A 24215-nucleotide genomic window follows, 5' to 3' on the forward strand; every position below is an offset into this window, starting at 1 on the left:
TATGTATACTTTTTTAAAACCTTTTATTTTTGTACCAGCCTTACTTAGTAGCGCCTGTAGCTTAACCTCCTCGCCTCTAAAAAATACCCAACAAATGGAGTTACCCCCTATTATTCAAAGCCAAAATGATAACCGGAAATATCAAGTCTTTACCTTGGATAATGAGCTACAAGCTCTTATTATCTCTGACCCAGATAGCGATAAAGCCGCAGCTTCTTTAGATGTTTTTATCGGCAGCGCTAGCGACCCAGAAGACCGCGCGGGACTCGCTCATTTCTTAGAACATATGTTATTTTTAGGAACAGAGAAATATCCTGATCCTGACGAATACCAAACGTTTATTGCTCAACATGGCGGCTCCAGAAACGCCTTTACGGCCAAAGAACATACTAACTACTTTTTCGATATAGAAAACGCCTCTTTAGAGCCAATGCTGGATCGTTTTAGCCAGTTTTTTACTGCGCCTTTATTTAATCCTGAGTTTGTTGAACGCGAAAAAAATGCTGTACACTCAGAATATTTAGGCAAAATAAAAACTGAAAATCGTCGCTTTTATGCTGCCATGCAACAAGCGTTTAACCCTAAAAGCCCCTATGCAAAATTCAGTGTCGGTAATCTAACAACCTTAGCCGATAGACCTCAGCAAGCTATACGCGATGATTTACTACGCTTTTATAAGCAACATTACTCAGCTAATTTGATGCGCCTAGTCGTATTAGCTAACGAACCTTTGCCCGTCTTAAAAAAATGGGTAACGACTAAGTTCTCAGCCATTCCTAACCACCATAGCAACAAAGCAATTTTTACTGAGCCATTACTCAATGCCGAACAAATGGCGCACAAAATCAATATTAAATCCTTGCAGGAAAAGCGTGAATTAACCTTTACGTTCCCCCTACCGGAAGTACAATCGCACTACCGCACTAAACCTAGCGCCTACTTTCAATCCTTACTCGGTCACGAGGGCGAAGGCAGTATTTTAGCGCTCTTAAAAGAAAAAGGCTGGGCAGATGAGATGAGTGCTTCTACCGGTTTCAGCAATAATGCCCAAGAATCTAGTCTCTACCTTGGCATTAATCTAACTCATGCAGGACTACAGCATGTTGATGATATTAGTGATATTGTTTTCCAGTATATTCGGCTTTTACAACAGTCTGAAATGCAGCAATGGCTGTATCAAGAGCAACAGAAACAAGCTCAATTAAAATTCCGTTACCAAGAAAAACGCGATGCTAGCCATACTGTGACGGGGCTTGCCCGCAACTTACAGTATTATGCGCCTCAAGATGTGCTACGCGGTGCTTATCTTATGGAACATAGCGAACCAGAACTAACACAGTCTTTATTGCAATTATTAAGCCCTGAGCGCGTGCTTATTGCCTTAAATAACCAAGATGTCAGTACCAATCAAACGGAAAAGAACTACCATGTGGATTATGCAATAATGCCAATCCCTTCAGAACAAATAGCACGCTGGTCAAATTCAGCTATCAATCCCGCATTAAAACTGCCCCTCCCCAACCCTTTTATTCCAGACCAACTGCAACTAAAAAAAGCAACGACAGAAGTAACACGCCCACAACTGATCCCGCAAAGCTATGGCATGCAAGTTTGGCATCAATTAGATACTAGCTTTAATGTACCTCGCAGCAATCTTTTTCTTGCCTTACACTCACCTATTGCCAATAAATCTCCACGCGATGCACTGCTAAGTTCCCTTTTAGCCTCTATTATTACCAAACAGTTAAATAGCTATGCTTATCCAGCTAGATTAGCGGGATTACAATACTCTATTTATGCAACCGAGCGGGGTTTAAGCCTATCCCTATCAGGGTATGACCAAAAACAACCGATACTCCTTGAACGTATTATCGCAGCACTCAAAAACCCTGAAATAACAGAACAGCGCTTTAGCATCTTAAAAAATCGCTACCAACAAAGCTTAAGCAATGCGCAAAAACAGCAGCCCTTTCAGCAAATTCTTGCTGATATTAAGCGCACACTAGTAGAAAATCATTGGACTAATGAGCAAAAATTAGCCGCACTAAGCACACTAAGCAAGCAGGATTTACAGGAGTTCTCCGCACGTTTTTTACAGCAATTACAGCCAACCTTATTCATTCAAGGTAATACAGACGCGCAAGAAACTCAGCAGATTGCTGATTTTATTCATACTCAGTTAGCATTATCTACAAAAGTCATTAAAGTCCCTGCAGCTAGAGTGATTCAGCTTAAAGAAAGTTCTTTAAATGCACACCACCTACCCATCGACAATCAAGATGCCGCTTTAGCGTTATATTTCCAAGCACCAGACAAATCAATAGCAGCCCAAGCAAAAATGCAATTATTAGGGCGTATTATTGCTTCTGCTTTCTTTGCTGATTTACGCACGCGCCAACAATTAGGCTATAACCTTGGCGCAGCAGCATTATCAATGAAAGACGTGCCTGGCTTAATTTTTATTTTACAATCACCAGTTATTTCTGCGCCTGAAATAGAGAGTCGAATTAAAACCTTTATTATTTCTTTTTTACAGGATTTAGAAAACCTACCTACAGAAGAATTAGAAACCTATAAAGCAGGTTTAATCACCCGCCTTCTCGAAAAGGATAAAAACCTACAAAAACGCAGCTATAGAAACTGGCTAGAAATTGACCGTGAAAACGACAATTTTGACACGCAAGAACGCATTGCCGCCGCCGTTAAAATGATTGATAAGACCAACCTAATTCAAGCGTATAAAAGCTGGTTAATTGATAAGCCTCGTCAATTCCGTAGTTATGCCTTAGGTACGAAATTTATTAAAGAAGATTTTACGGATGTGCAGCCGATAACAGATAATGATTTGTTTAAACGCGAACACGATAAGCTGTAAGTTTATCAGAAGCTATGGGGTTGGCGCATAAATGCCAACCCTAGCAAACCGTTTATAATCATTTTAGCCGTTGGAGCAAGAGTAGCGTAGGGAGCTAGTTTTAGATCAATTAAGCCGTAAGGCTCGTAACAAACGCGCCTCAGCTATAGCATTATCATGTGTAGAGCGTAAAAACTATACCAACAAAGCTTCTTAGAATTTGAGTGTAAGCTCCACAAGAAATAGACCTAAGCAAGTGGCCTATTTTACTTGACCATTACACAATTTTAATGACACTGCAAAAATAACATAATGTGACAACAAGCGACCTAAACCGCTTTGTTCATATTAATTTCCATTCTTTTTATTTCATCAGCACCATTAACTAAAATCTCGTGGTCTTCCTGCAAATAATCATCTGAAATTTTATTCGGGTACTCCACGTGAGACAAAATATGTTTAATGCAATTAATACGTGCTTTTTTCTTATTATCCGATTTTATAACCGTCCATTCCGCGTAAGGGGTATTCGTCGATAACAGCATCGAATACTTAGCAATCGTGTACTTATCCCAAAGCCTTTGCGCTTCTTGGTCTACAGGAGAAATTTTGTATTGCTTTAGAGGGTCTGTGATTCTTTTTTCAAAACGTCTGGCTTGCTCTCTTTTGCTTACTGAGAAATAAAATTTAATAAAAATAATACCGGAATTAACCAACATTTTTTCAAATTCAGGTACCTCTCTTAGAAACTCTTTATGTTCAACTTCAGAGCAAAACCCCATTACCGGCTCAACACCTGCTCGGTTATACCAAGAGCGGTCAAATAAAACCATTTCACCCGCAGAAGGTAGGTTCTGAATATAGCGCTGAAAATACCACTGCGTTCTTTCTGTATCAGATGGTTTTTCCAAAGCGACCACTTTTGCCCCACGCGGGTTTAAATGCTCAGTAATTCTTTTAATCGTCCCACCCTTACCAGCAGCATCACGACCTTCAAACAGCATCAGCACTTTCAGGCCATTTTCTTTAACGTGATTCTGAAATTTTAGTAATTCAACTTGAAGCCTATGTAACTCTTGTTCATACTCTATCGTTTCTTTTTTGATCCAGACCTGTACCTTACCCTCATTTTTACTGTCTATTTTTTTCTCTATACTTTTCTTCTTTACTTCTTTACTTCTTTACTCGCCATTCCCTTCTCCTTCCTAAAACATTTACCAATCTCTTAATTGTAGTATAAACAGCTCAAAAAGTAAGGCTTTAGCCTTTTACCACTGAATTTAATTTATTCACAACAGTACTTAGCTCCACAGAATAATTAGGCTTCTGCTTAAGTAAATTAGGAGGACATCATCAAAACAGCTTATAAAAGCACTAAACTAAATTATTGTACTAAGAACTCAGTAAAAAATAGATCTCTTAAGCCATCTTTGTTTTTTGCATGTTTTTCCAGCGTATCTTCAACCACTTTTAATGCGTCTTCTCGTAACGCTTCACGCTGCTCCATCGTTTGTAAATTAGCAGCAGCTTTACCACTAAAGAGCATAATCAAACCATGCCGTATTGCTGGAAAATGCTTTTTAACTTTTTCTATCGCCTTAGCACCTTCAACCATTAACTGTACATCTACCCGTAAATACTTTTTCGGCTCTGCCAAATTAACTGTAAACTTAGGCTTCATTTCTAGATATTCTACTACAGGCTCTGCCGCTTCATCTTCTCCCGCAGACACATAACTAGGTAAGCACCACAAACTTAATAATAATAAAAAAATACGCACAATAATTCTCCACTTTAAAAAAACAATCCTAATACAGTAGCCCCAAAATAAGCCTTACAGCTATGAGGCCAGTAATAATTTACAAACAATACAGTATACTATTTTTTATAACTTATCATTATTCTACAGGGCCTTGATATAGTAAAATCACAAGTAAATACAATAACCTGCTAACGATTCACTAAAATCTTAGGGCTGGATTATAAACAACCTAAGCCGCCGCATATAAACGGCTAGAGATTCGAATATACCTTGCCCCTCACTGCCATTAAGTTAAGAGCAAAGAATATGGGGTGCAGTGCTTTAGCCTGCTATTTTCAGCCATGAAAGCAGGCTAAAGCACTGCACCCCAATGAGCTAATTCCTTAACTTAATGGCAGTGACCTTGCCCCTGCATAAAAATATATCTCAACCCTCGCGGCTTAAAGTATTTACTAATACATCTTGATAATAGCGTATTCGATCTATATATTTAACTGGCTCAGCACCTCGTGCATAGCCGTATTTCAAGTTCTTGTAATATTTTTTTTGACTTAATAAAGGTAGCACTTCTTTCAAATCATGCCAGGTACTAGGACTTTTACCCAACTGCCTAGCTAAGGCGCGAGCATCAAGTAAATGCGCAAAGCCGACATTATATGCGGCTAAAGCAAACCAGACACGATCAGCATTAGCCACATCTTCAGGAATTCTTTTTAGCATTTTATCCAAGTATTTAGCGCCACCTTTAATGCTTTGCATTGGATCAGTACGCTGAGCAACCCCCATTGCTTTAGCGGTATTTTGAGTTAGCATCATCAGCCCTCTAACACCTGTAGGGCTCCGTGCTGCTGCATTCCACCCAGACTCTTGATAAGATTGAGCAGCCAATAAAGTCCACGGCAACTGATATTGCTTGGCAACTGCTTTAAAAGCTGCCTTATATTTTGGCAATCTACTGGTAATTCGTTTCAGGTAGACATGGTTATTATAAAAATCAAAAATATCGACATAGCCATAATAGCGCTCATTAATAATATTAAGTGTTGAGTTTTGCTCAATCTGAGCAAACCAATCTTCCACATACTGTTTAAAATAACCTACATCAATAGGTAGCATCCAAGCTAATTCCTGCTCCTCAGAAAGAGGGAAAGCAACCATTAAATTAGGATAATAACGGCGATTAAGCGACATAATATTAGAATCAATTACCGTACAGTCTACCTCACGATTTTCCACTTTTTCTAGTACTTGCTCTGTGGATAAGTCGCTGGTCGCTTCCCACTTTAATTCAGGATAATTTACTTTTAGTTCAAGTAACGACTCTTGATAACTACTTTCGGCAATAATTAATAGTGAACGTCCGAGTAAATCGCTTACCTCTTTAGGCATATTAACTTTGCGATGACAAACTACTTGCTGCTGTACTGTCTTATATCCTGGGCCAAAGTTTTGATTCAGGGCTCGGCTATCTGTTTGCGTTAAGCCTGCCGCAACAATATGTCCCTCGCCTTTGTTAATTGCTGCCATAATCTCTTCAATATTGTCATAGAGCTTATACTCCACGTCAACATTTAAAGAATCAGCTAATGCCTTACTTAAATCATATTCAAAACCAGCAGGCCGATCATTAGCATCAAGATAGTAAGTTGTTGGAGCATTACGCGTCAAAACAATTAACTTGCCTTGCTTACGAATATCCTTCATCACTGGATCGCTTTCACTACAAGCACTTAATAAGACAGCAGTCGCTATCAACAACAGTAATTTTTTTATCATTCTCTTTTCTATTTTATCTCATTAAAATGTCGAGCTACCTGTAAATTTCCTTTGTAACCCACCATTATCAATTAATCTACTCAATATTAATCCGCCATTATCCCTGCAATCAGAAACATTTCCTACTTATTAAGCTTTGCGCTAATACACGTTTATTTCAAGATTGTGCAATTATTGAGTTAGAGACGGACATAACACCGATACCAGTCATACTGACACTATCCTGAAAAGTGCAATATCCTGCCGCCAAGCACAAAGTTTGTTTATAATATTTAACCTTCTCTAGCCTATTAAAATCTTAGCTCATGGCTTATTTATATTCCTGAGACCACAAACACATTGAAAATGAAAAAACTGCTGCCTATCGGCCCCGTTATGATTGATATTGAGGGTACAAAGCTTAGTCAATATGATAAAGAAAAAATTGCTCACCCCAATACAGGGGCAGTTATATTATTTGCCCGCAATTACGAAGCCCCTGAGCAAGTTGCTGAATTAAACCAACAAATAAAAGCCGCGAGAAAAGGCCCTATACTTATTGCCGTTGATCAAGAGGGTGGACGCGTACAACGCTTTCAAACTGGTTTCACTCGCCTCCCGCCAGCTGCCGCTTATGCCGATCAACCAGAATTAACCAGCGATGCAGGCTGGCTAATGGCTGCCGAATTACTAAGTCTCGGAGTTGATTTTAGCTTTGCACCTGTTTTAGACATTGATTGTGGTGTCAGCGAAATTATTGGCAATCGCTCATTTTCCCAAGACACAGAACAAGCCTGTCAACTTGCGAGTAACTTTAGAAAAGGTATGCGTAACGCAGGCATGGCAGCTATTGGTAAACATTTCCCAGGGCATGGCGCAGTCGCTTTAGATTCGCACCTAACATTGCCAATTGATGAGCGCGATTTTGACAGTATTTATAATAAAGATATTCTACCGTTCAAACGGCTAATTAACGAAGGCTTAGAAGGCATTATGCCAGCTCACGTTGTATACCCTGCAGTTGATGAACTGCCGGCTGGGTTCTCAACTATTTGGATAACAGAAATCTTACGTAAACAATTAGGCTTTAATGGCACCGTCTTTAGTGATGACTTAAGTATGGAAGGCGCAGCGATCGTAGGTGATTTTCCTGAGCGCGCAAAACTCGCCCGCCAAGCAGGTTGCGATATGATTTTAGTCTGTAATAATCCACTTGCTGCGGAGCAGGTTTTAGATGCCACACCGATAGAATATATTCCTCTGCGCGAACAACGTTTACTAGCAATGCTTGGACAACCAGAGTTAGTCCAGCCCCCCCTTAAAAGCAGTTCAAAATGGCAAACTATTAGCCAACAAATTAGCAAACTGGCAGAAACTTATGCTTAATGAAATTGAACAAGTGCAAAGAAATGCTCAATTACTGTATTCAGAAGCAGAAGTAGAAGCAGCCATCGATGCGATGGCAAAAAAAATCAATGCCTCATTAGCAATGCTAAATCCGGTTATCTTATGCGTTATGAATGGCGGCATAGTGATTGCTGGAAAATTAATGACTAAACTTAATTTTCCTTTAACACTGGATGCAATTAATGTCAGCCGCTATGGTAACGAAACCAGCGGGAATAGGGCTATTAATTGGCTACAAAAACCCACCAGCGACCTTAAAAATCGAGCCATACTGATTATTGACGATATTCTTGATGAAGGTATTACCCTTGAGGCTATTTATCAATATTGCCAAGAACAAGGTGCAAAGCAGGTTTATAGTGCTGTGTTAGTCGACAAACAAATCAATAAAGCTAAACCTGTACAAGCGGACTTTATAGGTCTTTCAGTTGCCGATCATTATTTATATGGTTATGGCATGGATTACAAAGGCTACTTGCGCAATGCGACAGGCATCTACGCTTGCGCTTAAATAACAACATCAATAGCGATATCCAAAAAATACATACTACGATGAAAACAACGGCAATTATTGGCGGTTCAGGCCTAACTCAAATAGAATCTATTAACGTTATTGATGAGCAACTTTATATAACACCTTATGGCGATCCATCTGCTGCATGTATTATCGGTGAGCTTGGTGAACAGAAAATTATTTTCCTCGCACGCCACGGTAATCCACATACTGTTGCACCTCATAAAATCAACTACCGCGCCAATATTTGGGCATTAAAAGAAGCCGGTGCAGAACAAATTATTGCGGTGACCGCTGTGGGCGGCATTACCCCAGAAATGTCCCCCGCACGCATCGCCATTCCTGCGCAAATTATTGACTATAGCTATGGCCGTGAACACAGCTTTTTAGCGGAAGATAATAACCCCGTGCAGCATATTGATTTTAGCTACCCCTATAATGAAAGCTTAAGAGAACAATTAATTGCTAGCGCAAAAACCCTTAAGCTAGACATACAACCTAGAGGCGTCTATGGTTGTACTCAGGGGCCACGCCTAGAAACTGCTGCTGAAATTTCACGCATGGAACATGATGGTTGTGACTTGGTTGGCATGACAGGCATGCCAGAAGCTGCACTCGCTAGAGAACTGGAAATACCCTATGCTAACTGTTCGGTTATTGCCAATTGGGCTGCAGGAAAAATAACCGGTGAAATCACCCTGTCAGAAATTATCAAAAATTTAGAGCAAGGGATGGCCGATACCGAACAATTATTACGCCATTTTTTATTAAGTAACACACAATAAATAACCCCCCCTATATTGTGCAGGACTGTTGCTTTTCTTAAAAGTGTAAACTCCTTGTATAACAAGCCATACAATTATTTCTGCAGTGTTGAATACGGATAAAAAAATCAGCAAGATAGCTCGGTATTTATTGCGGGCCATCCCCTTAACCAAGGAAAAAATATGACTAATAGTATGACGGCTTTTGCCAATAGTGAAGTAGAATTTGAAAACTTGACCTTAAACTGTGAATTACGTTCAGTAAACCACCGTTACTGTGATATTAGCTTAAAAATTCCCGAGCGCTTTCGCTTTGCTGAGGCCGATATACGTAGCGCCATCAGCGACAAATTAAAACGCGGCAAAATAGAATGCAGCCTGAGCTATAAAAAACATAACTTAATGCAACACACTGTATCGGTTGATATGCAGGCTGTTAAAGCGTTATTAGCCACCACAAAGAGCATAGAGCAACTTATGGGCACATCGCGCTCATTCTCAGCACTAGAGGTGCTTGCATTCCCTGGTATACAAGTCGAAAAAGAAGGCGATAAAGTAGCGCTGCAACAAGCACTACAACAGCTACTACAAATAGCCATTGATAATTTATTAGCCGCGCGCCAGCGGGAAGGGGCACAACTGAGCCACCTTATCCGTACTCGTTGTATCAAATTACAAAAATTTGTCGGCCAAGCTCACGCGCGTATGCCTATTGTTTTAGAGCTATTACGCACAAAATTTAAATCACATATTGCTGAATTAGTTGCTGAATCTAATGAGCGTATTGAACAGGAAATGGTTTTATTAACGCAAAAATTAGATGTTGATGAAGAATTAGATCGCTTAGATACACATATCATCGAAGTCTTACGTGTTTTAGAGCAAGATGGGCCTGTGGGTCGTCGTTTAGATTTTCTTATGCAAGAAATGAATCGTGAAGCGAATACTTTAGGTTCAAAATCAGCTGACAAAGAAATGACTGCATTTTCTATAGAGATGAAAGTACTCATTGAGCAAATGCGCGAACAAGTCCAGAACATAGAGTAACTAACCATACATCACCATACATCACCACAACCCCATATAAGCCGCTATCTAAGCGGCTTTTTTGTGTCTTACGCTATCATATATATTCATACTGACCTACAATAAAAGGGCACACGCGAGGGCACACACCTACAAATAGGGGGTAACTTACGTATGCCCACCTACTCACATTTGCTATTTTACCGAATAAAAAAAAGTAAAAACGCGGGGGTAAGCTACCCTCAAAACCCTCATAAGGAATGTGCATGAAATAACTTAGGCAACTTATAAAGTTGTTGCGTCAGGAATGGCAGTATAATTCCATTGCCAATTCTTAAATTGAACTTGCCTAAATTAATTTGTGCTCATTCCTAAGGTGGTTTTGTATATTTATTTACCGAATAAAAAAAAGTGAAAACGCGGGGGTAAGCTACCCTCAAAACCCTCATAAGGTGGTTTTGTATATTTATTTACCGAATAAAAAAAAGTAAAAACGCGGGGGTAAGCTACCCTCAAAACCCTCATAAGGTGGTTTTGTATATTTATTTACCGAATAAAAAAAGTAAAAACGCTGGGGTTAGGTACTGACAAACCGACAAATTCTAAAATAGGTTACAAAATGCTATTAAATGATAAACAAATACAAGCTTGGATACGCAACAACGAGCGATTCGAGCAAAGAGGTGATGATTTAGTGAAAGGCTTATTTTTAAGTTATAGAAAAAATACAGCCACTCCTTCATGGCGGTTTAGATACCGCCTATCAGGAATGAGGAAAGTAATCACACTTGGTAGCTATGCTAACTTGTCTTTATCCAATGCAAGAAAGCAGGCGAAAGAGTTAAGAGCGAGGGTGACGCTTGGCTATGACGTAGCCACAGAAAAGCAGAATAGAAAGCTAGATAGCATAGAAAAAAACGAGGCAAAGAAAAACGCTTTAACGGCTGGACAATTAGCAGATAAATATTTTACAGACACCATATTGGGCAACTGGAAACACCCCAATATAGTACGCTCCAAAATTGAAAAGGATATTAAGCCTTATATAGGCAATATGCCAGCAGCAGATGTTAAACCGTTACACATAGACGCGATACTAAGGAAAGTTGTTGATCGAGGCGCGCCAACCGTGGCTAATGATGTATTGAGAATACTTAAGCATATCTTTGATTATGCTATTAAGCGGCATATTGTCGAATATAACCCAGCGTCAGCTTTTGATCTATCAGATGCAGGGGGCAAGGAAAGCGCGCGGGAAAGGTTTTTAAGCCGTAATGAGTTAGTATTATTTTTTAAAGCAATGCGACAGGCTAAAGGGTTTTCTCATGTGAACCTTGTAACAATGCGCTTACTCTTAATGCTAGGAGTAAGAAAGCGCGAGCTTATCGAATCAAAAATAAAGGATTTTGACCTAGATAATGGCACTTGGACACTTGCCAAGGAAAGCACCAAGACTAAAGCCGCTATTATTATCCCATTACCAAGTCAGGCTATCGACTCAATAAACGAACTGATAGCCCTATCAGATAGTAATGATTGGCTATTACCAGCCAGAAAAGCACAGGATAGGCGATTACCTTACATAAGCGAATCAACCCTGAATGTAGCCCTTAAAAAAGTCCTTAATACCCTACCAGACGACATAGAGCCGTTTACCATTCACGACTTTAGACGAACGGCAAGAACACATATAGAGTCATTAGGTTTTCCTCCCCATATAGGGGAGCGTTGCATTAATCACAAAATAAAGGGCGTTGAGGGAGTGTACAACCGATATGATTATTTTGATGAGCGTAAGAAAGCCTTACAAGCATTGGCTAACTTTCTGAATGAGTGTGAGGGTAATCAAGATTTTAATATTATCCCCTTTAAAAAAAAAGCAGGGTAACACTAACAACCTGATATATAAAAATTACATGTCACTGACTGTATTAAAATGATAACGAGTGATACAGAAAGCTATAATAAAACAATAGCCACCCTTAAAAGAGGAACAACCATGAATGAGCAATTTATAACCGATAAATCAGGGCAAAAAATATCCGTCATTTTGCCAATACATGAATATGATGAATTATTAGAGGATTTAAGAGACCTTGCTACCGTTGCAGAATTAAAAAACGAGCCTACCGTATCGCTTGATAGTGTAATCAAAAAGCTTAAAGCCAATGACCTGCTATAAGGTAGAGCTAAAAAAATCAGCAGAAAAAAGTCTACTCAAATTACCTAAACCTGTTATCGCAAAGGTAATTTACTTGCTACAAGGGCTTGTACATGAACCACGCCCAAACGGGTGCAAAAAATTAACAGGCTCAACTAATACCTATCGAATCAGGACGGGGGATTATCGCGTGGTTTATTCCATCTTTGATGACGTACTAACAATAGATGTTATTAAGATCGGACACCGTAAAGAGATTTATAAGAATTAGTTTATAATCAAACATCACCCTAGGCTTAGCGGCTGAAAGAGCGGACTCATTCCCCGCTTTGGGTGATACCTTTCTGGAATGATATGCTTTGAATGGAGTGTTATATTTATGATAAATGAGATACATAAAACTGATATTGTAAGCGCAATTGAATTAAACATGAGGTCTCTTAATGATGAAATTGTAATTGCTATAGAGGAATCCACAAAATGCGAGATAAAGAGGACTTATATTAAGAAGTTCGCAGCATTGATACTAATGGATAATAGTGAATATTACTACAAACTAATACCTAAAATTAAAATTGAATTAGGCATTAACTGGAGTGAAGACAAACATTTAAAGGCGATTGATGCTAGCCTAGTTAACTTATCAATTGCTTATTTTTTTATGAGGGTATCTTATATTGCTTTAGAGCAGGAGGGGGAAGTTACCGAGGCTATAAACTATATGAATGACGCGGCTATTAGTTTTGGAGAATATTTAGGGGTAACTAGAGAAATAGAAAATTACTCACAGGAAAGGAAAGAAATAGCAAAAAAAGCATCTAAAGCCAAGCATAAAGTATCAAGTGCATATAAAGAAACAGTGATTAACCACTACTTATCCAATAATTTCAAAAGCAAAGAACAAGCAGCAGAGAAAATAAAATCAGAACTAAATTTAAGCTACGCAACAAGAACTATACGCACATGGCTTATTAACGTATAAAAAACCTACATTTTTCTAAGCAGACTGTACCCCCTACTAAGCAGACTGTACGCCATACTAAGCTAAGCGACTTCTCAAAGTTTTTTAAGCAATTAAAATTACCTCGAACCTAACAGCAATCGAGGTATTTTAAATGAAGCAAATAGAACGAATCACCACACAAGAATTTTGTAATCAATCGAAACAATCCAAGACTACGCTTTGGCGTAAATCAAAAACAGACCCCACTTTTCCAAAAGCAGAATTTATTTTTAACAAAAAACTGTATCGACAAGATGCGGTAACGGCTTGGATTGAAGCGCAGGTACAAGCTGAGCAAACACATAATAACCTCTTACCTAAAGGGGCAGCTTAAATGGATTTAGTCATTATCAACTGAAAAAAAAGAAACCACAAAGTTTAAAGCCTTTACACGCCTTATATTTAAAGGGCTTAGTGTGAATTTATGCGCTTACTTTATAAGTGTTTTGTAACTTTATTACACTTTTTAAACCAAAACTTTAATGCGCTTTAAAATCTTTTTTTCATGCTTAGGCATAAGCTATCACCCGACCCAATAACAACGCATACCGAGAATATGACTACCAAGAAAAATCAACACCAAGAACCCAAACAACTGCCCAACATAGGCTTTGTAAGAACAAAAACATTGCTGCAATTTGTACCGTTTTCCGCATCCACGTTATCGAGAAAAGTTAAATCAGGCGATTTTCCAGCACCCGTAAAACTATCGGAGGGCATATCAGCCTTTAAAGTGGAAGAGGTGCGCGAGTGGATAGAATCGAAACAACAAGGAGTAGCATAAATGTTATTGACAGCAACACAAAGCAGCGCTACCCTATGCAGCAAGTCAGTGACACAAGTTACTGAAATACTCATGTTAAGCATGGGGCGGTTTGAACCCCGCAAGAATAACGGTGTAGGCGATTACACCTTGTGTAGATCGCTTTTTTTATGCCCTAAATCCCTCTTGAGTACGCTCAAGAACCCTACTTTATGGTGGGAGCGATTGTTGGAGCAGCTCCGTTATGCTGCGGTTCAAGCCAACATGAACTCCCACCGCCCAAAGATTGAACCCTTTAGCGGTGGCTTATCCTTAAATAACGGAGCAAGCCAGATGCACAACCATACCCAAAAACCGCTAACAATTCACGTTAGCCCCATTAAAGACCCTGAAACATTAGATAACATCATTAATGAGATATTCAGAACAGTAGGCACTTGTCAATTTGCCGAGAAAAATGCGCTTGAATACGGAGAATTAAGCCGCGTTGAGATTGAAAGCTTAAAGCGTGATGCCGAATATCTAATCAATGCCTGTAATAAGGCATTAAGAACACCACACCCACCTAAAGACACTTTAACCAGTCGGTTTAACGTATTGGCAAAAGACACAAGGCAGCTAATAGCCAAACAAGTTAGCTTTAATCAAGCCAAACAATACCCCGATGCAATCGTGAAATTTTCTTGCATGGTTGGGGGTGCGGCATGATTAATATAGAAATAGAAAGCCCCTTTAACAAGACCGACACAGAAGAATTAAATACTTTACTTAATAGCGCAACCTTTCGCACTATTCAGGGGATGAGTGAACAAATTCCAAAGGATGATAAGCAATTGAAAGCCGAGTCAATCATGACTCTTTGTGATTTTGCCGACAGTGGCGCGTTAGTCTTCCCTAACGACCTAGTAAAGAACGCATTTTTTACGCTATTGGCTATGGCTTTGGATGATGAGATTAAATCAGGGGGTGAGTTATGAGCCGATACATATTAGAGCTAAGCCTAAAAGACCGACCTTTTATGACGGGTGAGTTTTCTTCTGAACAGGAAGCTATAGAATCCCTTGAAGCGTTTAAGGATATTTACGGAAAAGACCTTAGTTACACTTTAGAGCAGGCATAAAAAAGCCCCTATTAACTAACGATTAACAAGGGCTTATATCTAGGATAAGATTTTTTACCACCAACCAGCGGTGTTAATTATAGCAATATTCTAGGTTTTTGCCCTAACAAAAAAAGGTTAGGACATGAAAAAAATAACACAAGATTTAGTCGTGCTTGAATGGCTAAAAGAAAATTCCATCATTACCCCAATGACCGCCCTAAATGAATTGGGTTGTTATCGACTATCGGCACGAATTCACCAATTAAGAAAGCAAGGTTATCAGATCAGCACTAAACGAATTGCCAAGCAAGGCAGGTTTGGAATGGTTTGTTTTGCGGAGTATCGCTTAGAAAATAAAGTGGGGCTCTAATGCCTAAATTGCCCCCATACGCTAAAAATATACCTAATAACCAAGAATATATAATCATTTGCACAGGCTCAGAGGCTTGGAGCAGAGCGCAGTCTATTAGCTGGATGAATGAGGTTGTTAAAACATTATTACCTTTAGGTGATGCTATAAATGCTTATAGATGGGACTTTGTTTACTGCAAGGAAGTTATTTTATTTTCTAATGGAACACTGGAAACTTATGATCGACTAACCGAGCTATCAAGGTCACTGCTAAAACATGGCGCGCTAAAGGTTTTATGGTGTATTCCAAAGTTTAAGCGACTAATGAAGTTTATTAGCAAGGAGGCGACAGCATGAGCATGAGCCCTAACGATGAAATTATAGACAATGGAGTTATTGCACTGGAAACACAGCCACCTATTGAGTGGGGAGAATTAAAGCCTATTCCAGACGCTTTAAAAGCGGTACAGCCATTTAACTTTAATTTATTACCTGACTCATTAAGAATGTGGATTCAGGATATATCAGAGCGGATGCAATGCCCACCTGACTACCCTGCTATCGGTGCAATGGTAACTTTATCGGCAGTCATTGGTAGGTCGGTCGGCATAAAACCTAAAGCTTATGATGATTGGCTTGTGGTGGGTAATTTATGGGGTTTTGCAGTAGGTAGACCCAGCGCAATGAAAACGCCAGCATTATCAGAGGCATTAAAGCCACTTAAACGCTTAGAGGTCGAAGCACGCAACCGACATAATGAGCAATTAGACGAGTATAAGATTGATGCTGAAATGTTAAAGCTAACAGCGGAACAAATAACCAAGGATGCAAAGAGCGCGATTAAAAAAGGAGAAAATGCAAAAGCAAGGGAAATGTTAGCCATGTCAGCCGATGAAGATACACCAGCACCAACAAGGAAAAGATACATTGTTTATGATGCCACTATTGAGAAATTAGGAGAGCTATTGAATGAAAACCCTAACGGCTTACTTCTCTTTAGGGATGAGATTAGCGGCTGGTTAAAGACTTTAGACCGCGAAGACCGAGCCAATGATAAGGAGTTTTGGATTGAATCATTTGGCGGCTTAGGCTCATACACTTATGACCGTATAGGTAGGGGTACGATTGATATACAAGCAATAACAACAAGCGTATTAGGCGGTATTCAGCCAGCAAAATTACAGCCTTATATTATAAATAATATGGCTGGTGGCTCTTATGATGACGGCTTCATACAGCGGTTACAGTTAGCGGTTTATCCAGAGCAAAACGGAAGATGGAAATACATAGACCGTTACCCAAACAAGGACGCTAAAGACGAAGCTTTTAATGTTTATGATGCGATTGCCAACAAGATTGAATTCCCAGAGCCAGAAGACGAGGAAATACCTTATATTCGATTTAGTGAGGATGCTCAGTCTTTATTCATTGAATGGCTAACCGAGCTTGAGATTGAGCTACGAGAGGGGAGCTTGCATCCTGTTATGGAATCACACCTAACTAAATACCGTTCACTTATCCCAAGCTTAGCTTTAATCATTCACATTGCAGAACTAGCAGCAGAACAAAAAAACACCATTGAGCCAGTCAGTAAAAAATCACTTATTAAGGCTATTCAGTGGGGCGAGTACCTGCGAACCCATGCGGAAAGAATTTACGGCATAGGCTTAAACTCAGAACGCACAGCCGCGCGTTTAATTTTAACGAAGATAGAGCAAGGCAAGTTATCTAGTGGGTTTACTGCTAGAGATATAAAACAAAGCGGATGGTCAGGATTAACAGATAACGATACCGTCAAGGATGCGTTGCAGTTGCTTGAAGATTTTAACTATATCGTTGGAATAAAAACAACAGGCGCAAATAGGCAGACTTTTAAATATTCAATCAATCCTGAATTCATAAAAAAAACCTGAAAACGGCTAACCTATGAACCCTCAAAACCCTCATAACCCACTTTTGAGGGTTTTGAGGGTAGCCTACCCCCGCGTTTTTACTTTTTTTATTTAAAGAATATTATGAAAATTACACTATCCAGCCGCATCAAAATAAGAACCACGCCCGACAACGAGCAACAGATTATTAAACAATTCACTTTTGCTAACCCTAAGTATCAGGATGCTATAAGTTTTGGCAGAAGCACACGTGATATTGATCGTAATCTTTGTTTAATTGATCGTGAGGTAAACAGACCTATGGCGCGATTAATTGCCCCAATAGGCATACTTGATTATTTGCTACAAACCTTTAGCCCAGAAGTAAACGACGAACGCTGCACAATAAAGGTAAGCATTCCATTCACAGGAGCATTAAGACCGTATCAGCTTAAATTCGTTAACGATGCCCTTATTGCTAAGGGTGGGTTAATGATCGCTGCGACAGGTGCAGGGAAAACCGTTTCAGGTATTGCACTGGCTTCACGACTTCAACAGCGCACCTTGATATTAGTTAAAAGCAAAGACCTTGCTAAACAATGGATGGATGCCATAAAGCAGTTTACAGGGCTGGACGCTGGCTTAATTGGTGGTGGTAAAAATTCAGAGGGTGAGCAGTTTACCATTGGCTTGACGCAATCACTTTGTAAGCGCGATTGTTCACAGCTTAACTATGGCTTAGTGATAGCGGATGAATGTCATAACCTACCCGCCTGCCAAGCTTTTACCGTGATTAATGGTTTAAATGCTAAATATAAATATGGATTATCAGCAACACCACAACGGCGCGATAACATGGAATTTATGATTCACGGGGCATTGGGTGATGTATGCGCGGAAATTAACCAAGACCAGTTACAGGGTAAAGTCTTACCCGTGTGCGTACAGAAAATACAGCATGAATTTAATGCAGACGTGGAAAGCTGGACAGATTTTTTAAATGTATTGGTGGATGATGAAAGCCGAAACCTTATTATTGTTGGGCATGCTATAAAAGCATCAAAGGCAATGGGTACGGTTATCTTATGCGCTCAGATTAGGCATTGTGAGTTATTGGCTTCACTATGTCATGATCGAGATGCAAAAGCATTGGTATTGCATGGACAGTTACCCGCAAAGGTACGGGCAGAACGCATGGCACAAGCACCCGATGCACAATTAATTATAGGTACATTATCCTTATTATCCGAAGGTATCGACTTACCCCACTTATCAGCCTTAATTTTTGGCGCACCTGTATCAGCTTCAGTAGATCGCGAAACCCCAGCCGCCACCAGATTAATACAAAGCATAGGACGTTGTAGGCGACCTTATCCAAACAAAAGCAAAGCCTTTGTATTAGATATTATTGATAAGTGCGGCTTCGGTGTGTCGGCATGGAATAAACGCGTCACCATTTACCAGCAGCAAGGTTTTAAAGTCATGAGGGGCTAAATAATGCAACCGCTATATAACACGCCACCAGCAAGCCATAAATGAAAGACTTTAAAAAGCCACCTTATCTGTAATCAAAAAAATATAACCAACTCAAATACTTAATGAAAAAAGTAAACACAGTTAATTAGTTAGTAATATTGCTTTTTTATTGGGAAATAAATCTACAAAATTACCTTATGAGGGTTTTGAGGGTAGCCTACCCCCCGCGTTTTCACTTTTTTTATTTAGAAAAAACCGAAATAGTGACAAGACAGGACAAAAACAATGACCGATAACTACACCGCCAAAAACATCAAAATACAGCACATAACCACCGATACTTGGAGTATGGCAATAAGCCTTGCTGAGGAGTTTAATTACAATATTAAGATTATTGAACGCGGCTTAGAGGCGTGTAAATTAGCACACGTACCAACCAGTTATTTTATAGACCGATACTTAAAAAAGCTTGATATACCGATAAATGAAGATGTAAATGCAATTTACAAAGAATTAAGTAACGGTTAAAAACCGAACAAGCAAGCAACCAATACCCAAGCCGCCGCGATAATATCAAGGCGGCTTTTTATTGTCTTTCTTTAATGCGCATTAAAATACAGATAGCCATAAATCAAGTTTAATCAAGTTTTACGCCACGATTAAAAAAGGTGATTAATGGCTACTCAAGAACTACCAGAAGTAATCGAACACATACCCGAAATAATACAAGAACTACCCGAAATCATCCAAGATATTTACGCCTATAGCTTGGAATCCATAAAAAACAACCCAGCAATAAGCGATAAAGACGCGGCTAATATTGCCCTTGATATAGCACAAAGTACACGTCATAGATGGGGTGGTATTCTTGTCTATATTCCTAAAGGCGATGCACTGGATACCAAAAACAAAAAACAAAATATACGGCATGATTTTAACGGTAGTAATCATATTGACTTAGCCCGCAAATATAAAGTTAGTGTGCAATCAATCTATAAAACAGTAAAAACAGAAGCGAGTAAAAAATAATGATAACCGCAAAAGATATAAGAAAAAAACCAAGACTTAAAAAATAAAATTGCAGAATTAACAAGCTCTTACATAAAGAACACCAGCTTAATAGATTTAAAATACAGAGAGCATACAGAGTTAAACAGGGAAGCCGGTAACATTACAAGGGAAATCAATCAAGCTGAAAATATGGGGCATGATATTCCAAAAGAACTATTCAAAAACAGGAAAACTTATTTATATTCTTAGCGCGTCTACACTAAAACAATCATAGCCGCCGCCAATGCTTACCAATTAGCAGAGAAAAAAGCAGGTAGAGAAGTTAGCGTTGCTGGTGCGGTTTCTTATGTGACTAAAGGCAAAAGCAAAGAACCTAACCCAGTAATTAACGAAACTAAAACAATCATAGCCGCCGCCAATGCTTACCAATTAGCAGAGAAAAAAGCAGGTAGAGAAGTTAGCGTTGCTGGTGCGGTTTCTTATGTGACTAATAAAGGTTGAACGGTATTTTTATGTTTAATTAGGTTACCTTATGCGCTGGTAAAGGCTATCATTGCATTTATTTAATTTTCTTGTGTCATACCGTGTCAGTGAGCGCCAAGGGTACGCACACAAAAAAAGGGCACACAGGCGGGCACACTATTTTGCAACCAATAATTAAATATCTTATAAAACATTAACTTAATAGCTCACTAAATATTAAAGTCCAGAACATAGAGTAAGGATCCTAGCATGAAAAAAGGCAAACTATATATTATCTCAGCGCCCTCTGGCGCTGGAAAAACCAGCTTAATTAAAAAGCTAATCCCTATTACCGATAAACTTATGGTATCGGTATCTCACACCACTCGTGCACAACGCCCAGGCGAGGTCAATGGTATTGATTATTTCTTTTCTTCAGAAGAACAGTTTAAAACACTGATTGAGAAACAAGCTTTCCTTGAATATGCTCAAGTATTTGATAATTATTATGGCACGTCACAAAAGTCCGTAGAAGACAGCCTAAAACAAGGTAATGATGTTATTTTAGAAATAGACTGGCAAGGTGCAGAACAAATCAGACGTACCTTACCAGATACTATTTCTATTTTTATTCTTCCACCTTCAACAGAGGTTTTACGTGAACGCTTACAAGGTCGCGGTCAAGATAGCAAAGCAGTAATTGATCGACGTATGCAAGATGCTGTCACTGAAATGAGCCATTATGCAGAATATAATTATCTAGTCGTTAATGATGATTTTAGTCATGCACTCACTGAGCTAAAATCTATTATTCTAGCCAATCGCTTAACTATAGAGTATCAACAGCAGAATTTAAGTGGACTATTGATTGATTTATTAAATTGAATGGAGCGAAAATAATTCATTTTTAATCAAAAAATCCTATTCTTTTGTTTTACAAAAACTTTTTTCATGCTATAAATACTGTGTCGAGTAAAAACTAACACAAAATTCGACATTACAAGTTGATTAGCTTTCAACTCTTAACATTAAATCTGAAATAAAAGCTTACCATGAAAATCTTAAATAGTTTTTACATGGTTACTTCACAATAATAACAATAGGATTTTTAAAATGGCTGAAGAACAAAAGAAAGATAATACTTATATTATAATTGTTGCTGTATGTGCATTTCTTGCGATTGGACTTGTTACAATCTTAAAAAGCAGGGAAACAGAGCACTTAAATTATCAGGACAATACAACAGTACAGCAAGAAGCTCAATTATTTGAAGGTATAAAAAAATACGACAATAACTTTGAATAACTCAAAATAAAGCATTCTCTGTTAACTTTCGTTAGCAGAGAATGCTTCTAATCACCAATCTTTCTTCTCGCATACACGCTCAAGCTCTATTTATTCCTTCACCTCAATGACTAAAGCATCCATGTCATTATCTGTTAAACGAGATTTAATAGCATCCACTGATGCCATTCGCTTATAAGGCCCCATTTTCACTCGATACCAAATAACTGACTTAACAGGTGCTTTTTCAATCTGCGGCGAGAATCCCATTAAGAGTAGTTTAGCTTTTAAGCTATCGGCATCTGTATAACGGCGAAATGAACCGACTTGCACGGAATACAGCACGCCTTTCTTTACTTTACCAACTCGCTCCTCTCTTTTTCGGGTTTTCACTTCATAATTTGGTACAACAAACTCTGCTTCCGGCAAAACCTTATAAAAATCAAACTGAACTTCAGGCTTGGGTACCGGTTTCTTAGCGACTGGCGCTATCACTTTTAACGGTTTACGTTGCACTTCTATTTTTTTAACTTCCTGCCTGACCGGTTTAACTACCTTACTTGAGTCACTAGGCGCTGGCGCTGTACTTGAAGAAATGAGATATAAAAAATAAGCAAAGATACCAACCAGTACGACAACTAAAAACCAACGCCACGCCGGTACTTTTTCACTCTTACCAACCGGCACAGACTTCCTTGTGCTGACTCTAGGCTTATTGGCTTTAGCTGACGGCTTACGCTGGCCTGATTTTTTAGGAACAGCCTTACCTCCCTTTCTGGGTAAACCTGCACGATTCTTATAGTCCTGAGCCATTACATTGCTTCCGGCGTATTAATCCTCAGTAAGTTTAGCCCATTAGCTAAAACTTGTTTCACCGCACAACTTAAATTTAACCGCGCATTACGCATGGCCTCATCATCAACAATAAATTGATGCGCATTATAATAGCTATGAAATTCTGCTGCTAACTCACGCAAATAGTTGACCAACAAGTGTGGTTCATATTGTAAGGCAGCCTTTTCTAAAATTTCAGGATAACGAATTAAGCTGCTCACTAAGTTAATTTCTTGAGGCTCAAGCAATAAACCTAAACTCTCATCACCTAAAGCGATATCACGCGTCAAGCCTTTTTCATCAAGTTGTCTTAACACACTACAAACCCGTGCATGCGCATACTGCACATAAAAAACGGGGTTTTCATTCGTTTTAGAAGTCGCCAGCTTTAAGTCAAAATCCATATGTTGCTCAGATTTACGCATCACATAGAAAAAACGCGCTGCATCTTGTCCCACTTCGTTACGTAACTGGCGCAAAGTCACAAAAGAGCCAGAACGGGTGGACATTTGTACTTGCTCATCACCGCGGTACAGCACAGCAAATTGAACCAATAAAACGTTTAACTTCTCAGTATCAGCACCTAAAGCCTGCATTGCCGCTCTAACACGCGGAATATAGCCATGGTGATCTGCCCCCCAGATATTAATAATCTGATCAAATCCTCGATCCAGTTTATTCATATGATAAGCAATATCCGAAGCAAAATAAGTGCCTTGGCCGTTATCACGGACAACAACACGGTCTTTCTCATCACCTAATTGACTAGAAGCAAACCAAGTTGCCCCCTCTTTTACGTATAAATGCCCCTCTGCATCTAAACGCTTAAGCGCTTCATCTATAGAGCCATCATCCATTAATTGTCGCTCAGAAAACCACTCTTGATAATTAATACCGAATTCACCTAAATCTTGGCGAATATCTGCTAAAATCTCATTTAACCCTGATTGAAAAATAGATCGATACTCCTTGGCGCCTAGCAAAGTTTTTGCACGCTCTATCAAGGCATCAATATGCTCATCTTTATTCCCTCCTTCCGGCTCATCGGCGGGGATATCTTCGAACACCAGATCAATGGGGTGACGGTATTCATTACCCGCTTGGCGATGTAAGTTGGCCGCTATATCGCGAATATAATCGCCACGATAAGCATTACTCGGAAAAGTAAGGACTTCACCGCATTCTTCAAGGTAACGCAACCAAATACTTACGGCTAAAATGTCCATTTGACGGCCAGCATCATTGACGTAATACTCACGGTGCACATCAAAACCAACAGCAGCAAGTAGATCGGCGACAGCTGACCCGTATGCCGCACCACGACCATGTCCTACATGTAATGGCCCTGTTGGGTTAGCAGAAACAAATTCAACCTGAACTTTTTTACCTGCCCCTACCTGACTTAAGCCAAATTGCTCGCCTTGTTCATGAATTTTACTGATAATTTGATATTGTGCTTTTGGATCAATAAAAAAATTGATAAACCCAGGGCCAGCGATTTCAACTTTAATAACAGCTGGATCGGCGGGCAACAGATCGACGATTTTTTCCGCTAATTGGCGCGGATTCATTTTGGCTGATTTAGCCAACATTAACGATAAATTAGACGCAAAGTCACCATGTAACTGGTCTCGCGCACGCTCAATATTGATTGTTGGATTTAGCTCTTGTGCTAAAAGACCCTGTGTTTTTAATGCTGTAACAGCGTCTAATAAGAGAGACTCTAACTTTTGTTTCATGCGTTTAGCTTGTAGGGGTGAGTTTGAAAAAACTCCCCATTATCCCTTAAATCGAGACTAGGTGAAAGCGCTAAGA

At 39.3% G+C, this 24215-nt stretch carries 28 protein-coding genes; 23 read left to right on the plus strand and 5 right to left on the minus strand.

The window, feature by feature from the left end:
- Position 1 precedes the first annotated feature (1 nt).
- Positions 2 to 2875 carry an insulinase family protein gene (locus tag BQ7314_RS00675; protein ID WP_174481783.1) on the plus strand — a complete coding sequence of 958 codons (2874 nt, stop codon included), beginning with the start codon at positions 2 to 4 and terminating at the stop codon, positions 2873 to 2875.
- A gap of 308 nt (positions 2876 to 3183) precedes the next feature.
- On the opposite strand, the gene ppk2 is transcribed toward BQ7314_RS00675, so the two are convergent.
- The 3 genes from ppk2 to mltF all read right to left on the minus strand — a co-directional run bounded on the left by ppk2 (position 3184) and on the right by mltF (position 6392).
- The gene (gene ppk2 / locus BQ7314_RS00680) at positions 3184 to 4008 is read right to left on the minus strand and encodes a polyphosphate kinase 2 (protein WP_174481821.1); all 825 of its coding nucleotides are present in this window, start codon (positions 4006 to 4008) and stop codon (positions 3184 to 3186) included.
- A gap of 230 nt (positions 4009 to 4238) precedes the next feature.
- Positions 4239 to 4634: a flagellar basal body-associated FliL family protein gene (locus tag BQ7314_RS00685; RefSeq protein WP_174481784.1), complete on the minus strand. Its 396-nt coding sequence runs from the start codon at positions 4632 to 4634 to the stop codon at positions 4239 to 4241.
- Positions 4635 to 5042: 408 nt separating this feature from the next.
- The gene (gene mltF / locus BQ7314_RS00690) at positions 5043 to 6392 is read right to left on the minus strand and encodes a membrane-bound lytic murein transglycosylase MltF (RefSeq protein WP_174481785.1); all 1350 of its coding nucleotides are present in this window, start codon (positions 6390 to 6392) and stop codon (positions 5043 to 5045) included.
- Between the two features lie 345 nt (positions 6393 to 6737).
- On the opposite strand from mltF, the gene nagZ reads away from it, so the two are divergent.
- From nagZ to BQ7314_RS00800, 22 genes are all read left to right on the plus strand, one after another.
- The gene (gene nagZ, locus BQ7314_RS00695) at positions 6738 to 7757 is read left to right on the plus strand and encodes a beta-N-acetylhexosaminidase (protein ID WP_174481786.1); all 1020 of its coding nucleotides are present in this window, start codon (positions 6738 to 6740) and stop codon (positions 7755 to 7757) included.
- Positions 7750 to 8289, plus strand: a complete 540-nt coding sequence (locus tag BQ7314_RS00700; protein WP_174481787.1) for a hypoxanthine-guanine phosphoribosyltransferase — start codon at positions 7750 to 7752, stop codon at positions 8287 to 8289. The genes nagZ and BQ7314_RS00700 overlap by 8 nt, the downstream gene beginning before the upstream one ends.
- Positions 8290 to 8330: 41 nt before the next feature.
- Positions 8331 to 9077 carry an S-methyl-5'-thioinosine phosphorylase gene (locus BQ7314_RS00705; RefSeq protein ID WP_174481788.1) on the plus strand — a complete coding sequence of 249 codons (747 nt, stop codon included), beginning with the start codon at positions 8331 to 8333 and terminating at the stop codon, positions 9075 to 9077.
- A 162-nt stretch (positions 9078 to 9239) separates the two neighbouring features.
- Positions 9240 to 10103 (plus strand): YicC/YloC family endoribonuclease, encoded by an 864-nt coding sequence (locus BQ7314_RS00710; protein WP_174481789.1) that lies wholly within the window; start codon positions 9240 to 9242, stop codon positions 10101 to 10103.
- 598 nt (positions 10104 to 10701) lie between these two features.
- Positions 10702 to 11970: a tyrosine-type recombinase/integrase gene (locus tag BQ7314_RS00715; protein WP_174481790.1), complete on the plus strand. Its 1269-nt coding sequence runs from the start codon at positions 10702 to 10704 to the stop codon at positions 11968 to 11970.
- Positions 11971 to 12081: 111 nt separating this feature from the next.
- Complete coding sequence (locus tag BQ7314_RS00720) at positions 12082 to 12264, plus strand: hypothetical protein (RefSeq protein WP_174481791.1); 183 nt, start codon at positions 12082 to 12084, stop codon at positions 12262 to 12264.
- Positions 12251 to 12514: a type II toxin-antitoxin system RelE family toxin gene (locus BQ7314_RS00725; protein WP_174481792.1), complete on the plus strand. Its 264-nt coding sequence runs from the start codon at positions 12251 to 12253 to the stop codon at positions 12512 to 12514. The genes BQ7314_RS00720 and BQ7314_RS00725 overlap by 14 nt, the downstream gene beginning before the upstream one ends.
- Before the next feature lie 258 nt (positions 12515 to 12772).
- The gene (locus tag BQ7314_RS00730) at positions 12773 to 13225 is read left to right on the plus strand and encodes a hypothetical protein (RefSeq protein ID WP_174481793.1); all 453 of its coding nucleotides are present in this window, start codon (positions 12773 to 12775) and stop codon (positions 13223 to 13225) included.
- 133 nt (positions 13226 to 13358) lie between these two features.
- On the plus strand, positions 13359 to 13580 hold the full coding sequence (locus BQ7314_RS00735; RefSeq protein WP_174481794.1) for a hypothetical protein: 222 nt from the start codon (positions 13359 to 13361) through the stop codon (positions 13578 to 13580).
- 171 nt (positions 13581 to 13751) lie between these two features.
- Positions 13752 to 14030, plus strand: coding sequence for a helix-turn-helix transcriptional regulator (locus BQ7314_RS00740; RefSeq protein WP_245394865.1), 279 nt, complete (start codon positions 13752 to 13754; stop codon positions 14028 to 14030).
- The gene (locus tag BQ7314_RS00745; RefSeq protein ID WP_174481795.1) at positions 14031 to 14717 is read left to right on the plus strand and encodes a hypothetical protein; all 687 of its coding nucleotides are present in this window, start codon (positions 14031 to 14033) and stop codon (positions 14715 to 14717) included.
- Entirely contained in the window at positions 14714 to 14986 is a 273-nt protein-coding gene (locus tag BQ7314_RS00750; RefSeq protein WP_174481796.1) for a hypothetical protein, read from the plus strand. Before BQ7314_RS00745 ends, BQ7314_RS00750 begins: the two co-directional genes overlap by 4 nt.
- On the plus strand, positions 14983 to 15129 hold the full coding sequence (locus BQ7314_RS00755) for a hypothetical protein (RefSeq protein ID WP_174481797.1): 147 nt from the start codon (positions 14983 to 14985) through the stop codon (positions 15127 to 15129). The genes BQ7314_RS00750 and BQ7314_RS00755 overlap by 4 nt, the downstream gene beginning before the upstream one ends.
- A gap of 124 nt (positions 15130 to 15253) precedes the next feature.
- The gene (locus BQ7314_RS00760) at positions 15254 to 15481 is read left to right on the plus strand and encodes a helix-turn-helix domain-containing protein (protein WP_174481798.1); all 228 of its coding nucleotides are present in this window, start codon (positions 15254 to 15256) and stop codon (positions 15479 to 15481) included.
- Positions 15481 to 15819, plus strand: a complete 339-nt coding sequence (locus BQ7314_RS00765) for a hypothetical protein (protein ID WP_174481799.1) — start codon at positions 15481 to 15483, stop codon at positions 15817 to 15819. The genes BQ7314_RS00760 and BQ7314_RS00765 overlap by 1 nt, the downstream gene beginning before the upstream one ends.
- Positions 15816 to 17375 carry a YfjI family protein gene (locus tag BQ7314_RS00770; protein ID WP_174481800.1) on the plus strand — a complete coding sequence of 520 codons (1560 nt, stop codon included), beginning with the start codon at positions 15816 to 15818 and terminating at the stop codon, positions 17373 to 17375. The genes BQ7314_RS00765 and BQ7314_RS00770 overlap by 4 nt, the downstream gene beginning before the upstream one ends.
- 102 nt (positions 17376 to 17477) lie before the next feature.
- Positions 17478 to 18827 (plus strand): DEAD/DEAH box helicase, encoded by a 1350-nt coding sequence (locus BQ7314_RS00775; protein ID WP_174481801.1) that lies wholly within the window; start codon positions 17478 to 17480, stop codon positions 18825 to 18827.
- A 267-nt stretch (positions 18828 to 19094) separates the two neighbouring features.
- Positions 19095 to 19337 carry a hypothetical protein gene (locus tag BQ7314_RS00780; protein ID WP_174481802.1) on the plus strand — a complete coding sequence of 81 codons (243 nt, stop codon included), beginning with the start codon at positions 19095 to 19097 and terminating at the stop codon, positions 19335 to 19337.
- A 147-nt stretch (positions 19338 to 19484) separates the two neighbouring features.
- Positions 19485 to 19838 carry a Mor transcription activator family protein gene (locus BQ7314_RS00785; RefSeq protein ID WP_174481803.1) on the plus strand — a complete coding sequence of 118 codons (354 nt, stop codon included), beginning with the start codon at positions 19485 to 19487 and terminating at the stop codon, positions 19836 to 19838.
- A 330-nt stretch (positions 19839 to 20168) separates the two neighbouring features.
- Positions 20169 to 20321: a hypothetical protein gene (locus BQ7314_RS00790; RefSeq protein ID WP_174481804.1), complete on the plus strand. Its 153-nt coding sequence runs from the start codon at positions 20169 to 20171 to the stop codon at positions 20319 to 20321.
- A 231-nt stretch (positions 20322 to 20552) separates the two neighbouring features.
- Positions 20553 to 21167, plus strand: coding sequence for a guanylate kinase (gene gmk, locus BQ7314_RS00795; protein WP_174481805.1), 615 nt, complete (start codon positions 20553 to 20555; stop codon positions 21165 to 21167).
- Between the two features lie 228 nt (positions 21168 to 21395).
- The gene (locus BQ7314_RS00800) at positions 21396 to 21587 is read left to right on the plus strand and encodes a hypothetical protein (RefSeq protein WP_174481806.1); all 192 of its coding nucleotides are present in this window, start codon (positions 21396 to 21398) and stop codon (positions 21585 to 21587) included.
- Positions 21588 to 21677: 90 nt separating this feature from the next.
- On the opposite strand, the gene BQ7314_RS00805 is transcribed toward BQ7314_RS00800, so the two are convergent.
- Positions 21678 to 22379, minus strand: a complete 702-nt coding sequence (locus tag BQ7314_RS00805) for an SPOR domain-containing protein (RefSeq protein WP_174481807.1) — start codon at positions 22377 to 22379, stop codon at positions 21678 to 21680.
- Positions 22379 to 24139: an arginine--tRNA ligase gene (gene argS, locus BQ7314_RS00810; RefSeq protein WP_174481808.1), complete on the minus strand. Its 1761-nt coding sequence runs from the start codon at positions 24137 to 24139 to the stop codon at positions 22379 to 22381. The genes BQ7314_RS00805 and argS overlap by 1 nt, the downstream gene beginning before the upstream one ends.
- Between the last annotated feature and the right edge of the window lie 76 nt (positions 24140 to 24215).

The organism is methanotrophic endosymbiont of Bathymodiolus puteoserpentis (Logatchev) (genome assembly GCF_900128525.1).
Lineage (GTDB): Bacteria > Pseudomonadota > Gammaproteobacteria > Methylococcales > Methylomonadaceae > Methyloprofundus.